The following is a 13,317-nucleotide window of genomic DNA, read 5'->3' on the forward strand; positions in this document are numbered from 1 at the left end:
TTCCTTGCAAAACAAAGAGAAGAGATTGTTTTTATTATCCTGAAACACTTTACGCGCAGACATAGCGCTTCGCCTGTGTTTTTAACACCTGCCAGTGACTTTTGTGCAATCGCATAATATCGGTTGAAAAACAGCCTGCTTGTTCCTCTGCTAAGCCTTAGCGTCGTTAGCATTCATTACTCTGTAATTTATCTTCAGCTGGAGGACATATGGGGTTAGTCAGTTTCGTGCAAGAAGCCGGTGAGAAAATACTTCACGCGGTTACCGGAACGGCACATGCAGCAGATCAGAACGAACTCATTAAAGAACACCTGAAGGAAAGCGGTATTACGGATGCCGATAAAGTCGATGTCAAAGTTGAAAATGGTAAAGAGGTCGTGAAGGGCGAACGGCTAAGTCAGGAAGCAAAAGAGAAAATCCTGAGAGCAGTCGGTAATGTGGATAAATTGCAATTCGCCGTAAATAAAAGAAATTATTGAGGATTTAGTTAAGAGGGAAAACAGCCAGGAAAATGAATTTAACTGGCTGTTTTTTTTTATAGATTAATTGTGAGAGCTACTGGTCTGCTTTTGGAACAGTTCCCGGAATACAGGGTAGATATCATCCTGGTCGCGAATATGCTGCATCGCAAAGTTATCAAATGTCGACTGCAAATCCTCATATTCACGCCACAGAGTCTGGTGGGCGCGGCGTGTAATTTCGATATAACTGTAATAACGCACCATCGGCAACAATTTTTTTGCCAGCAATTCATGACACAGTGGTGAATCGTCTGCCCAGTTATCACCATCTGAAGCCTGTGCGGCGTAAATGTTCCACAACCCTGGGTCGTAGCGCTCTTTAACCACTTCATCCATCAGTTTCAGGGCGCTGGATACAATCGTGCCGCCAGTTTCTTGTGAGTAAAAGAACTCATGCTCGTCCACTTCTTTGGCTTGTGTATGGTGACGGATATACACCACTTCCACGTTTTTATAGGTTCGGCTCAGGAACAGATAGAGCAAGATATAAAAGCGTTTAGCCATGTCTTTAGTGACCTGGTCCATGGAACCGGAAACGTCCATCAGGCAGAACATAACCGCCTGGCTTGAAGGTTCAGGGCGTTTTTCGTAGTTTTTGTAGCGTAAATCGAAGGTGTCGATAAACGGTACGCGGGCAATTTTCTCACGCAATTCTGCAATTTCTTTGCGCAAGCGTTCTTCTTCAAGCAGCTGAGCAGGCTCGCTGTTGCTCACTGTTTCAAGGCTGTCTTCCAGCTCATGTAACTGACGGCGTTTACCTGCTGTCATTGCCGTTCGTCGCGCCAGTGAGTTTTGCAATGAACGCACAACACTGATATTCGCCGGTACACCATTTGAGGTGTAACCCGCACGATGCGATTTAAATTCGGTAATTTGGCGATGCTGATTCTTTTTCAGATTCGGTAACGCCAGGTCTTCAAACAGTAAGTCGAGATATTCGTCTTTGGATATTTGAAAGACGAATTCGTCCTGGCCTTCGCCATCCTGACTTGCCTGGCCTTGTCCGCTACCTGAACCACCGCCGCCGCCCTGAGGACGCTCAATTCGGTCATTCTGTACGAAGTGATCGTTACCCGGGTGAACACGATGGCGCAAGCCACCGCGCCCCTGATGAAACATCGGTTCGCTGATATCTTCACTTGGGATAGAGACGGATTCGCCGCTGTCCACATCGGTTACCGAACGCTTGTTGATGGCCTCGGAAATCGACTGTTTAATCTGTGCTTTATAACGGCGTAAAAAGCGCTGGCGATTTACCGCGCTCTTATTTTTGCCGTTCAGTCGCCTGTCAATAAAATAGGCCATAGTTCCCCCAAACTTCTTTGCCAACTACGCAGGGGGCCACACTGTGTAGCCCCATCTTTGACTCAGACGTTATGAAGATTTGCGTACCCGCAGATACCATTCGCACAACAAGCGAACTTGTTTACGGGTGTAGCCTTTCTCCATCATACGATCGACAAAGTCATCGTGTTTCTTCTGCTCGTCGGTCGAGGTTTTGGCATTGAACGAGATAACGGGCAGCAGCTCCTCGGTATTCGAGAACATTTTCTTCTCGATAACCGTGCGCAACTTCTCGTAACTGGTCCAGTTAGGATTACGACCATTATTGTGGGCGCGAGCACGCAGCACGAAGTTGACGATTTCGTTGCGGAAATCTTTCGGGTTGCTGATGCCGGCTGGTTTTTCAATTTTTTCCAGTTCCGCATTCAGAGATTCGCGGTCAAACAGTTGGCCGGTATCCGGGTCGCGATATTCTTGATCCTGAATCCAGAAGTCAGCGTAGGTGACATAACGGTCGAAGATGTTCTGCCCATACTCTGAGTAGGATTCGAGGTACGCAGTCTGAATCTCTTTACCGATAAATTCAGCGTATTTCGGGATCAGGTAGCCTTTCAGGTGTTCAAGATACTTCTCTGCAACATCCTGTGGGAACTGTTCGCGTTCAATTTGCTGTTCGAGTACATAGAACAAATGGACAGGGTTTGCGGCCACTTCTACGTGGTCAAAGTTGAACACGCGGGAGAGGATTTTGAACGCAAAACGTGTCGACAGCCCATTCATGCCTTCGTCTACACCCGCGTAATCACGATACTCCTGGTAGGATTTCGCCTTCGGATCGGTGTCTTTCAGACTTTCGCCATCATATACACGCATTTTGGAGTAGATGCTGGAGTTTTCCGGCTCTTTCAAACGCGACAGAATTGAGAAGCGAGACAGTGTTTCCAGAGTGCCAGGGGCACAAGGTGCATGCAGTAATTCACTGTGCGTAAGTAATTTCTCGTAGATTTTGATCTCTTCGGAAATTCGCAGGCAGTAAGGCACTTTGACGATGTAAACACGGTCAAGAAACGCCTCATTGTTTTTATTATTACGGAACGTTACCCACTCAGATTCGTTGGAGTGCGCCAGAATAATGCCATTAAACGGTAGGGCAGATATACCTTCAGTCCCGTTATAGTTCCCCTCCTGAGTTGCGGTCAGCAACGGGTGGAGCACTTTGATTGGGGCCTTGAACATTTCTACAAATTCCATAATCCCTTGGTTTGCGCGACACAATGCACCTGAATAGCCATATGCATCAGGATCGTTTTGCGCGTGGTTTTCCAGTTTACGAATATCCACTTTACCGACCAGCGCTGAGATATCCTGGTTGTTCTCATCACCCGGTTCAGTTTTGGCAATCGCAATTTGCGCCAGAATCGATGGCCACACTTTAACTACGCGAAATTTGGTGATGTCACCGCCAAACTCATGCAGACGCTTTGCCGCCCATGGTGACATTATTGTGCCGAGGTAGCGGGTTGGGACTCCGTACTCTTTTTCAAGAATTGAAGCATCTTCTTGTGGGTTAAACAGGCACAGCGGATGATCATTCACCGGGCTGCGCTCACCATTGGCGCTAAGCGTGTAAATAGGTACGCGCTGCATCAGCGCTTTCAGACGTTCAGCGAGTGAAGATTTACCGCCACCCACCGGCCCCAGTAAATAAAGGATCTGTTTCTTCTCTTCCAAACCTTGGGCTGCGTGTTTGAGATAAGCAACAATCTGCTCAATGGCTTCTTCCATGCCATAGAACTCTTCAAACGCCGGATAACGGGAGATCACCCGGTTAGAAAAGAGACGGGACAGCCGTGGCTCTGTGGCAGTATCTACCATTACTGGCTCACCAATGGCCATCAATAGCCTTTCTGCCGCATTAGCATAGGCACTGCGATCTTGCTTACAGATGGCAAGAAATTCCTGCAGTGTGAACTCTTCGTCCTTGGCAGCTTCATAACGCTGGCGATAGTGATCGAATATATTCATGGCATGCCGTCCTTTCGTTTTTAGCACAGGTTAGAGAGCCGTTCGTATGAGTAATGGAGGCTCCCGGAAGACGTCCCCTGAATCTTGAGCAACCCTTATGCCAACTTGTATCGTGGCACTTTAATTGCCGCGTTCAGCGTATTTCATCTTCCTAAAATAAAGCGTAGATGGCATTTGCAAAACTTGCATACGGCCACAAGCCAATTTCAATGACATATCAATAACTCATCCATTTATTTCTCCTTTTGTTGTAAAGGGGTGGGGCTTGCATCACACGATTTTCATAAAAGTGAAAAAAAGGTGAAATTTGTATGTGCAATGTTGATCAGTTGGTTTGAAATTTCGAATAAGTAAAAAATTTGGGAGGTAAAGCGAGAGAGGTTACACTCTCGGCGCTGATTATTTGATTAAAGGACTGAATGGATTGTGAGCAAATTCAAAATTCTTGCATTAGGGGCATTGATTGTCTCATCTTTTTCTGCTGTACAGGCAGCAGATGGCCCATGGTCTTTAGGGGCTGCTGCATTGGTCACCCCGAATCCTTACAAAGGCCATCAGGACCGGGTGTATCCGGTTCCTATGGTGGGTTATGAAGGGGACAGTTTTTACCTGCGTGGTATAAACGCGGGCTACTACCTGTGGAACGACAAGACCGATAAGCTCTCTGTCACCGCTTACTATGCGCCGTTATTCTTCCAGGCGAAAGACAGCGACTCTGACAGCATGCGTAAGCTAGATAACCGCAAAGCGACGCTAATGGCAGGGCTTTCTTATATGCATTACACCAATTATGGTTTCCTGCGAACTGTACTTGCGGGTGACACTTTGGGTAATAGCAATGGCGCCATCTGGGATACCGCATGGTTGTATCGCTACAACAGCGATAGATTGACTTTGACACCAGGGATCGGTGTGCAGTGGAGCAGCGATAATCAAAATGATTACTACTATGGCATAAGTAAGAGTGAATCCAGCCGTAGTGGCCTTAGCTCTTACGAAGCCGAAAGTAGCTGGTCGCCGTATGTTGAGTTGTCAGTTAACTACAAATTGACTCAGGACTGGAGAGTATTCGGTCTGGGGCGTTATGTTCGTCTGGCAAATGAAGTCACCGATAGCCCGATGGTTGATAAAGAGTGGTCTGGGGTATTTATGACTGGCGTTACCTATAGTTTCTAATGGTGCAATATAGTGCAATTTATGCACTGAGAAGGGGCACTTGCGCCCCTTTCATTCATTAATTTGCACCCGTCACGATTCAAATTACAGCTGTGCTGACTACATAGCTTTCTCGCAACGTGAGTAAGCATGTCAAACTATTGGGGGCGTACCTTCAGCATTTGACACAATGACTTCAATTTGGACTAAAGCATTTTGCGGCAATTCTGACACGCCAATTACCCGCCGAGCAGGGCCGGTATTTGAGAAAAACGTTGCGCAAACGTTGTCCACAGAACCAATGTTTTTTATATCCTTAAGGAAGATATTGACTTTAACCACATCATTCATACAGTGATTAATGCTATCTAAAATTGCTTTTATATTTTTTAGACACTGTTCAGTTTGCTTATCTATATCTCCAGCTATGATTTGTCCTGTTTTTGGATCTAAAGGTAATTGAGCTGAAAGATGATTGTAGTGAGAAAAAGAAACCGTTTGTGCCGATAGCGTATTTGTTGGGGCATTTGGTGTGTTATTAAATTTTATAATAAGCCCATGTCTGTCCACAATAGCTTGTGGAGGAGTGCCATCTCCGTGCGACACAACGGCTTCGATTTGTACTAACGCATCCATAGGCAGTGCTTCTGCTGCAATAACTGTCCTTGCAGGGACATAGGCTACGGTTCTGGCAATAGCCGAGTCCGGGAAGAAGGTTGTATAAACTTCGTCAACAGATTTTATATCTGAGAGGTTTTTAAGGAAGATGTTTATTTTTACAATGTCATCAAAAGGAACATCAATATTTTCTAGAATTTCCTTGATATTCTTTAAACACTGCTCGGTCTGTTTTTCTACGCCTCCTGTTATTAATTTTCCTGTATGGGGGATAATAGGTAATTGAGCCGAGAGATTATTGTAATGAGAAAAAGCGACAGTTTGTGTAGCCAATGGATTTAGTGGGGCATTTTCGGTATTTCTGGCGATTTTTATGAGGTCACCCGCTTGTGGTGCTTCCGGAATGGTACCTTCTCCGTTTGAAACAATAGCTTCAACTTGTATCAGTGCATCCAGAGGTAACGCTGCGACTGCGGCAATGGTTAACGTGGGTACATAGTCAGGGAAGAATGTGGCATAAACGTCATTTACAGTATCAAGATCAGCAATGTTTTTGAGGAATATTGTGATCTTAACAATATCGCTCATAACATGATCAATACTCTCTAAAATAGCCTGAATATTTTCTAAACACTGTTTAGTCTGCTCTTTTACTCCGCCGGAGACTATTTTCCCAACTTTCGGGTTGATAGGCAATTGAGCTGAAATGTTATTATAATGTGAGAATGCGACAGTTTGCGAATAGTGGCCAATACTTTTTGGCGCATTGTCGGTGTTTCTTGCGAGTACGGCATTATTTCTGCTCATAATAAAATTAACCTTTAAAAATGATTTTGTAAAACAAGGGTTAATAGGCGTATCAACCTTGTCTGTGTTGTTAATTGGTAAGCAAAAAACATGCCATAAAAGCAATTGATCGTTCCGTGAATGTATTTGCGAGGCGGGTCACATAAATATCGTATGGTTTATTTGTGTGAGCGTGCGATTAGAAAATCAATTTGATAGTTGCTAACTAAAATTTCTCATGATGAGAATACAATTTTTCGCTAGTATTCAAACTTGAAGTGATTAAACAAGTTGTTGCCGGCAACCGGGAGCACTACCCCAGCTAACTGCACCCCTGGATAATATAAATCTAAAATCAGCAGGGTTATTTTTCTGGGTACAATAATACTGATCCCCAAACAGGAAAAATACAGTAACAAATGATTCTGGTAAAACGCGTGGGGATGAGAAAGAGAAAACTAAAGTGATGGGGAACTCAAAATTGCATGGAAGTAACACTGGGTTATTGATACACATAAAAAAGGCGTTCCCAGCACCAGGCCGCAAAACGCCTCTAGATATGATTTAAGCTTTTTTCGCTACACGCAATGTTGCAGCTAAACGTGCAGGCTTGTCAGCCGTTGCTTTCTGCGTAGTACTTGCACATGCGGTTTCTACACACACAAATGTCTTATAACCATTGTCTGGCATATCAGCCATAGATGCAGAAAGTGCAGGACCTGGGTTCCAGCCAACCACATTGCAGTGATGATGGTGCACCACATCAATAGTGCGATTCAGGCTCGCATCGTGGATAACGCTGCATTCTTCTGGTTCCAGATACACACGGTCTGTGCGATCAGGGAAAGTTTGCACACCGTCAGTTAGACGCCCTTCAGTCGCATTCAGAACTTTATCGATATATCTGTTACCGAGCCCGCTTACTTTCACATCAGCGATATTGCCAACATTGAAGTACGTGTGCAGCGCTGAGTTAACTTCGAATTCACCGTGCGCTTCCAGTTCCATCTCACAGGTGTTACCCAATTTGTAACGAGCATAAAGGGTGAAATCATGTGGCCAGTACTGACGAGTTGTCTCGTTACTTTGCAATTCGAAGGTCAATGAGACGCCGCTTTCATCTTCGTTGTGCGCAGTCAGTGCCCATGCCAGGTTACGGGCAAAGCCGTGTGCTGGTAGGTCTGATTGTGCTGCTGGGCCAAACCATGGCCAACAGATTGGCACGCCGCCACGAATGGCTTTACCGTTCTGGAATGGCGTGTTGTCGCTGAGCCACAGTACTTCTTCTTCACCGGTTGGCTTCCATGACAGCAGATGTGCACCCTGCAGAGCAAAAGAGCCGCGCGTTTGTGGGTGGTCAACAACGATTACGTCCAGCTCATCAATCTGACGGCGAGACAGGGAAGGGGTGATTTGTTCAATAACCGGAAGGGCAAAAATTTTATTAATCATTTGTTCAACCTATCGATCAAAGGCGAAAAAAAAGGGCGACCACAGTCGCCCTTCAGGATTAATCACTCATCTCAACTTATTTGGAGATGTGAGCAATCAGGTCCAGTACTTTATGAGAGTAGCCAGTTTCGTTGTCGTACCAGGAAACTACTTTCACAAATTTGTCGTTCAGTGCGATACCCGCTTTAGCATCGAACACAGAAGTACAGATTTCGCCGTTGAAGTCAGTAGAAACAACGTCGTCTTCGGTGTAACCCAGAACGCCTTTCATTGCGCCTTGAGAAGCCGCTTTCATTGCATTCTTGATTTCTTCGTAGGTCGCTGCTTTTTCCAGACGAACGGTCAGGTCAACTACAGACACGTTTGGAGTTGGAACGCGGAACGCCATACCAGTGATTTTACCGTTCAGCTCTGGCAGTACAACGCCTACAGCTTTAGCAGCACCGGTAGAAGAAGGGATGATGTTCTGAGCTGCGCCGCGGCCGCCGCGCCAGTCTTTGTGAGACGGGCCATCAACAGTTTTCTGAGTAGCAGTAGTTGCGTGAACAGTGGTCATCAGACCTTCAACGATACCGAAGTTGTCGTTAAGAACTTTAGCCAGTGGAGCCAGGCAGTTGGTGGTGCAAGATGCGTTAGAAACGATATCCTGGCCAGCATATTTCTCGAAGTTAGCACCACGAACGAACATTGGAGTGCTGTCTTTAGAAGGACCAGTCAGAACAACCTTTTTAGCGCCAGCAGTGATGTGCTTACGAGCAGTTTCGTCAGTCAAGAACAGACCAGTTGCTTCAGCAACTACGTCAACGTTGACTTCGTTCCACTTCAGGTTAGCCGGGTCACGCTCTGCGGTAACACGGATAGTTTTGCCGTTAACAACCAGGTGGCCGTCTTTGACTTCTACAGTGCCGTTAAAACGACCATGAGTTGAGTCGTATTTCAGCATGTAAGCCATGTACTCTGCGTCTAACAGGTCGTTGATTGCAACGATCTCGATGTCAGAACGTTCCTGAGCAGCACGGAAAACAATACGGCCGATACGGCCAAAACCGTTGATACCTACTTTGATAGTCATATATTCCACCAGCTATTTGTTAGTGAATAAAAGGTTGCCTGTAAAATTACAAAAACCTTACGCAGCGTCAAGCGGAATCGTGTCAATCATTGCGACAAATCAATCCTATGGACATCATTTGAACGACTGAACTGCCTCGCGCTTCCCTTTTGGCTCTTTATCCAAATGGGGACGATGCGAGGAATTTTAAAGGACAATTCCGTCAGGAATGTGACAAAGATCACAATTGGCGTTACGCCAGAAATTCAGGGGTAAGTTTAGAACAAAAAGTAGCACGGCGTTGTTAATTTTTTGTTAGAATCATGCTGTTATCAGTTACAGTATTCACTGCACGAGATGTACGCATATGGCTAACCAATTACCTCCTGATTCGTCTAAAAAAAATCTGTCTGAGATGCAGTTTTACGTCACCCAAAAACATGGCACTGAGCCACCGTTTTCCGGGCGTCTGCTGCATAACAAGCGTGACGGCGTTTATCACTGCCTGGTGTGTGATGCGCCTTTGTTTATGTCGGAGTCTAAGTTTGACTCCGGCTGCGGCTGGCCGAGCTTCTATGAGCCGGTAAGCGACAGCGCCATCCGCTACATTAAGGATTTGTCACATGGCATGGAGCGGATTGAGATCCGTTGCAGCAATTGTGAAGCCCATTTAGGTCATGTTTTCCCGGATGGCCCGCAGCCAACCGGCGAGCGCTACTGCGTAAACTCAGCTTCGTTGAACTTTACCGACGATAAAAACGGTGAACAAATCGAAGGTTGAAAAATCGATTCAGCAAATTATTCCACAGGAACTTGCCGCATGATGAACCTGGATGAGATGTTGGCCTCAATGACACCGGAAGTTTATCAACGTCTGGTGACAGCTGTTGAGTTGGGAAAATGGCCTGACGGTGTCGCACTCACACCCGATCAAAAAGAGAACAGTCTGCAATTGGTGATGATGTGGCAAACTCGCCATAACACTGACCCGCAGCATATGACCATTGGTACGGATGGCAATATCGTGATGAAGAGTAAGCAGCAACTCAAAGCAGAGTTTGGGATTGGGTCCGCACCAATTGTGAAGGTGAAGCTGTAAATTGAAAGGCGGGTGACGCAATGCCACCCGTCCTGATATACCTGTCATACCTGAAGCTGCATCTGCGTTGGCTACATCACTCAACCCAGTCACTTACCTGAGTAAGCTCCAGAGGATTCACTCTCTTACCACCTTGATGTAACCTCAATTATTTAGGGTATGATTGAAATTAATGCTCTGTCTTAATACCCAAATCTTTCGCTAACTCTTTTGCCAACTGGTTATTGTCATCCGCGCCATACTCCCAGAACATCGCACCACCCAATCCTTTAGCTTTGATGTAGTCCGCTTTGGCAGCTACTGAGCGTGGGTTCTCGTACGAGATAGCAAACAGATCTTTGCCATCGGAATATTTCATTGTCAGATAAGGTACTTGCGCGTCGTTATCCCAATGTTCGGCAAATCGTTTTTGCGGATCATTGAGCATTTTGCTCACAATATCGTTGTATTTAAGATAGGTGTCCTTCGATAGATCTAGCCCAAATGACATAAACACCGCTTTTTCCGGTGCGCCAAAATAGGGCTGGGTGACCGGGTTTTTGGCAGCATCTGGTTTATCCCAGTCAATGCCTGGCTCCACTGCGCGCTTAGGCACTCGACCATAGAAACCAATTCCGAGGTTAAGTTGCGCAGGCTTCATGCCCGCAGCAATATAATTATTCACTACATAGTCAGCGCTGTACTTATCCGCTTTCGCAACCGTTGGCCATGTTTTCGAGTCATAAAGATTCGAGTTGAAATATTGAGTTCCATACGCCATGTCGTATGCCATCAGGTTGATATAATCAAGCGTCGGTGCGATGGCTTTCATATCGACCCATTCTGATGGGCCTTTCACGTTAGCGGCAACTGCAATGGTAAGCAATTTCTGCTTGCCCAGCGCGGCACGCAACTCATTGAGCAACGCGGTGAAGTTGGCTCGATCTTCAGGCATGCTGGCAACCAGTCCCCATGCACCATTAACCGGGTATTCCCAGTCCAGATCGATACCATCAAGCCCGTAGCGTGCAATCACGTCCTGCACTGAACGAATAAATACAGCGCGGTTTTCAGGTGTTGCGGCAGCGCCTGAAAAACCCCGTGCGCCCCAACCACCAACCGACAGTAAAACTTTCAGCTGTGGATTTTGTTTACGCAGCGCAGGGATCTTTTCAAGGTCAGAGATGACTTTTGGCGATAGCCAAATTTGATGCAGTTTTGATGCGTCTTTCAGTGCAGTATTGGTTTCGTCTTTCTCATCGTTATAAATCAAGCCAAACGAATAGTTGAGGTGGGTTATCTGGCGTACATCGAGCTTATTTATATCGCCACCTGGCCCGGCTGTGACATCGCCACCACCGTTGAAATAACCTACCGAAATGTAAGAGCTTGCCTGAGCCACACCGGCACAGGCGATTTGTATTACCGCCAGTAACGGCAGCAGTTTACGCGTGAAAACCATGGGGTAGTTCCTCTTTGACGAGCAATATCGATAAAGACCTGCCGTAACCCGGAGGACGGAAGGTAAAAAACACAGCTAACATGCTGCATTAATAAGCAAAGTTATTATGAGAGCGCTCTCAAAAATGAGCGAGCAAAAAAAGCCAGGAATGAGAGCGGAATCGAGAAAGGGGAAAGGGCGCGTTCACGCCCTGAAAAGATTTAGTAAGTAAAATCAGCAAACGTCATCAATGTTGCACCTGCCGCAGACATCGTCTGAAATGCCCGCAGGCTGTCTTGTGGGTGCAGATTCACTCCACGGCAGCCATCAGTTATCACCGTCACGTCGTAACCCAATGTCAGCGCATCAAGTACGGTGAACTTCACGCAATAATCAGTCGCCAGGCCAAGCACGACAAGTTGTTTAATTTCATGGCGAAATAACCAATCGTCGAGCTGTGTTTTCTGGCGGTGGCCGTTGTCGAAGAACCCGCTGTAGCTATCAATCAGCGGGTTTTCACCTTTCTGAAAAACAGCATCAATTTCGTTGCTGCTGAGCAGAGGATGGAGTTTTGCACCTTCGCTATGTTGTACGCAGTGATCCGGCCACCAGGTTTGTCTCAGCCCGTCGAGTTTCCCCTGGGTGTAAGGTTCCGTTTTTTGCGCACTGGCAAAGCTTCCGTGGTTTGCCGGATGCCAGTCTTGTGTGGCAACAACAGCTTCATCACGCGCTTTGAAGTAGCGAATTAATGCATTCGCCACATCAACTGTACTATCACCATCAGGCACAGCAAGCGCACCACCAGCACAAAAATCGTTCTGTATATCGACCATTAACAAAGCACGCTTCATGGTTTCTCCTTACTCGTCTGGGGTGAGTTCGCCGCGCAAGTTTTGCGACATCGCTTCGCGAATGGACTGCACGTCCAGATTTTGGCTGAGCAAATAGTGAAGCTTAGTCAGTGTCGCTTCTACCGTCATATCATAGCCACTAACAACGCCTGCTTGTGCCAACGCATTGCCGGTTGCGTAACCGCCCATATTCACTTTGCCGGACATACATTGAGTGAGGTTCATCACCACAATTCCGCGTGAACAGGCTTCTTGTAACTCCTTGAGAAACGCGCCGTGCTGCGGCGCATTACCCACGCCGTAAGAACGCAGGATCAATGCTTTTACCGGCTGGCGTAAAAAGTTACCGACAACATCAGCAGAAATTCCAGGGTAAATCGTCACCACGCCAATCGGCTGCGGAGTAATTGGGTGAACGATCAATTCACCTTCTCCGTGCGGCGCAGCAGGCGTGTTCAGGCGACGAATGTGGATCCCGGCTTCGAGTAACGGGGCAAGATTCGGTGAGGCGAAGGCATCGAAACCATCGGCATGTGCTTTAGTGGTGCGATTACCGCGATATAAACGATTGTTGAAGAACAAGCTGACTTCGTTAATCGGGAAATTGGCCGCGATATACAAAGAGTTCAGCAAATTAATTTGCCCATCAGAGCGCAGTTCAGCCAGAGGAATCTGCGAGCCAGTCACGATAACCGGTTTGCTGAGGTTTTCCAGCATGAACGACAGCGCCGAGGCAGTGAATGCCATGGTGTCAGTGCCATGAAGGATAACAAAACCGTCGTACTCATCGTAATGCGCCTTAATGTCATCGGCGATGTGCTGCCAATCCTCGGGCGTCATATCAGAGGAGTCCATCAATGGCTGATACTCATGAATAGTGAAATCAGGCATTTCCTGACGATGGAATTCTGGCATCAAAGCCAACTGGCGTTGTAGATGACCGGATACGGGAATGTAACCGTGTTCTGAGCGCTGCATACCGATAGTACCGCCGGTATAGGCAACGTAGATGGATTTCTTTTGCATGAGTAAACTCAGGGAGTTGACGTTATGCG

General features: G+C 46.6%; 12 protein-coding genes. 4 read left to right on the top strand and 8 right to left on the bottom strand.

The annotated features are described in order from the left end of the window. Nucleotides 1–209 precede the first annotated feature (209 nt). Nucleotides 210–479, top strand: coding sequence for a BON domain-containing protein (locus FH968_RS03990; RefSeq protein WP_139877639.1), 270 nt, complete (start codon nucleotides 210–212; stop codon nucleotides 477–479). Nucleotides 480–542: 63 nt separating this feature from the next. Here the strand turns inward: FH968_RS03990 and FH968_RS03995 are convergent, their stop codons facing one another. Together FH968_RS03995 and yeaG are read right to left on the bottom strand one after the other, a co-directional pair. Then, the gene (locus tag FH968_RS03995) at nucleotides 543–1,826 is read right to left on the bottom strand and encodes a YeaH/YhbH family protein (RefSeq protein WP_139877641.1); all 1,284 of its coding nucleotides are present in this window, start codon (nucleotides 1,824–1,826) and stop codon (nucleotides 543–545) included. A gap of 69 nt (nucleotides 1,827–1,895) precedes the next feature. Beyond that, nucleotides 1,896–3,830 (bottom strand): protein kinase YeaG, encoded by a 1,935-nt coding sequence (yeaG, locus tag FH968_RS04000; RefSeq protein ID WP_139877643.1) that lies wholly within the window; start codon nucleotides 3,828–3,830, stop codon nucleotides 1,896–1,898. Between the two features lie 426 nt (nucleotides 3,831–4,256). Here yeaG and FH968_RS04005 point away from each other — a divergent pair, with 426 nt between their 5' ends. Next, the gene (locus FH968_RS04005) at nucleotides 4,257–5,006 is read left to right on the top strand and encodes a MipA/OmpV family protein (protein ID WP_139877646.1); all 750 of its coding nucleotides are present in this window, start codon (nucleotides 4,257–4,259) and stop codon (nucleotides 5,004–5,006) included. Nucleotides 5,007–5,138: 132 nt separating this feature from the next. Here FH968_RS04005 and FH968_RS04010 read toward each other — a convergent pair whose 3' ends face one another. The 3 genes from FH968_RS04010 to gapA form a co-directional block, all read right to left on the bottom strand. Next, nucleotides 5,139–6,515 carry a RidA family protein gene (locus FH968_RS04010; protein WP_223271282.1) on the bottom strand — a complete coding sequence of 459 codons (1,377 nt, stop codon included), beginning with the start codon at nucleotides 6,513–6,515 and terminating at the stop codon, nucleotides 5,139–5,141. A gap of 438 nt (nucleotides 6,516–6,953) precedes the next feature. Beyond that, nucleotides 6,954–7,841, bottom strand: coding sequence for a D-hexose-6-phosphate mutarotase (locus FH968_RS04015; protein ID WP_139877648.1), 888 nt, complete (start codon nucleotides 7,839–7,841; stop codon nucleotides 6,954–6,956). Nucleotides 7,842–7,917: 76 nt separating this feature from the next. Beyond that, nucleotides 7,918–8,913 carry a glyceraldehyde-3-phosphate dehydrogenase gene (gene gapA / locus FH968_RS04020; protein ID WP_139877650.1) on the bottom strand — a complete coding sequence of 332 codons (996 nt, stop codon included), beginning with the start codon at nucleotides 8,911–8,913 and terminating at the stop codon, nucleotides 7,918–7,920. A 346-nt stretch (nucleotides 8,914–9,259) separates the two neighbouring features. Here gapA and msrB point away from each other — a divergent pair, with 346 nt between their 5' ends. Further along, nucleotides 9,260–9,673, top strand: coding sequence for a peptide-methionine (R)-S-oxide reductase MsrB (gene msrB / locus FH968_RS04025; RefSeq protein WP_139877652.1), 414 nt, complete (start codon nucleotides 9,260–9,262; stop codon nucleotides 9,671–9,673). A gap of 42 nt (nucleotides 9,674–9,715) precedes the next feature. Continuing rightward, nucleotides 9,716–9,991 (top strand): YeaC family protein, encoded by a 276-nt coding sequence (locus tag FH968_RS04030; protein WP_139878035.1) that lies wholly within the window; start codon nucleotides 9,716–9,718, stop codon nucleotides 9,989–9,991. Nucleotides 9,992–10,160: 169 nt separating this feature from the next. Here FH968_RS04030 and FH968_RS04035 read toward each other — a convergent pair whose 3' ends face one another. From FH968_RS04035 to ansA, 3 genes are all read right to left on the bottom strand, one after another. Beyond that, on the bottom strand, nucleotides 10,161–11,432 hold the full coding sequence (locus FH968_RS04035) for a glycoside hydrolase family 18 protein (RefSeq protein WP_139877654.1): 1,272 nt from the start codon (nucleotides 11,430–11,432) through the stop codon (nucleotides 10,161–10,163). Nucleotides 11,433–11,632: 200 nt separating this feature from the next. After that, a complete protein-coding gene (gene pncA, locus FH968_RS04040; protein ID WP_139877656.1) occupies nucleotides 11,633–12,262 on the bottom strand; it encodes a bifunctional nicotinamidase/pyrazinamidase in 630 nt (209 codons plus the stop codon). 9 nt (nucleotides 12,263–12,271) lie between these two features. Further along, nucleotides 12,272–13,288, bottom strand: coding sequence for an asparaginase (ansA, locus tag FH968_RS04045; RefSeq protein WP_139877659.1), 1,017 nt, complete (start codon nucleotides 13,286–13,288; stop codon nucleotides 12,272–12,274). Between the last annotated feature and the right edge of the window lie 29 nt (nucleotides 13,289–13,317).

The organism is Buttiauxella sp. B2 (assembly GCF_006376615.1).
Classification (GTDB): Bacteria; Pseudomonadota; Gammaproteobacteria; order Enterobacterales; family Enterobacteriaceae; genus Buttiauxella.

What these genes read in the sequence shown, in the direction of transcription:
- gapA (WP_139877650.1), bottom strand. Translation starts at nt 8,913, where the DNA reads ATGACTATCAAAGTAGGTATCAACGGTTTTGGCCGTATCGGCCGTATT.
- FH968_RS03990 (WP_139877639.1), top strand. Translation starts at nt 210, where the DNA reads ATGGGGTTAGTCAGTTTCGTGCAAGAAGCCGGTGAGAAAATACTTCAC.
- yeaG (WP_139877643.1), bottom strand. Translation starts at nt 3,830, where the DNA reads ATGAATATATTCGATCACTATCGCCAGCGTTATGAAGCTGCCAAGGAC.
- pncA (WP_139877656.1), bottom strand. Translation starts at nt 12,262, where the DNA reads ATGAAGCGTGCTTTGTTAATGGTCGATATACAGAACGATTTTTGTGCT.
- msrB (WP_139877652.1), top strand. Translation starts at nt 9,260, where the DNA reads ATGGCTAACCAATTACCTCCTGATTCGTCTAAAAAAAATCTGTCTGAG.
- FH968_RS04030 (WP_139878035.1), top strand. Translation starts at nt 9,716, where the DNA reads ATGAACCTGGATGAGATGTTGGCCTCAATGACACCGGAAGTTTATCAA.
- ansA (WP_139877659.1), bottom strand. Translation starts at nt 13,288, where the DNA reads ATGCAAAAGAAATCCATCTACGTTGCCTATACCGGCGGTACTATCGGT.
- FH968_RS04035 (WP_139877654.1), bottom strand. Translation starts at nt 11,432, where the DNA reads ATGGTTTTCACGCGTAAACTGCTGCCGTTACTGGCGGTAATACAAATC.
- FH968_RS04015 (WP_139877648.1), bottom strand. Translation starts at nt 7,841, where the DNA reads ATGATTAATAAAATTTTTGCCCTTCCGGTTATTGAACAAATCACCCCT.
- FH968_RS03995 (WP_139877641.1), bottom strand. Translation starts at nt 1,826, where the DNA reads ATGGCCTATTTTATTGACAGGCGACTGAACGGCAAAAATAAGAGCGCG.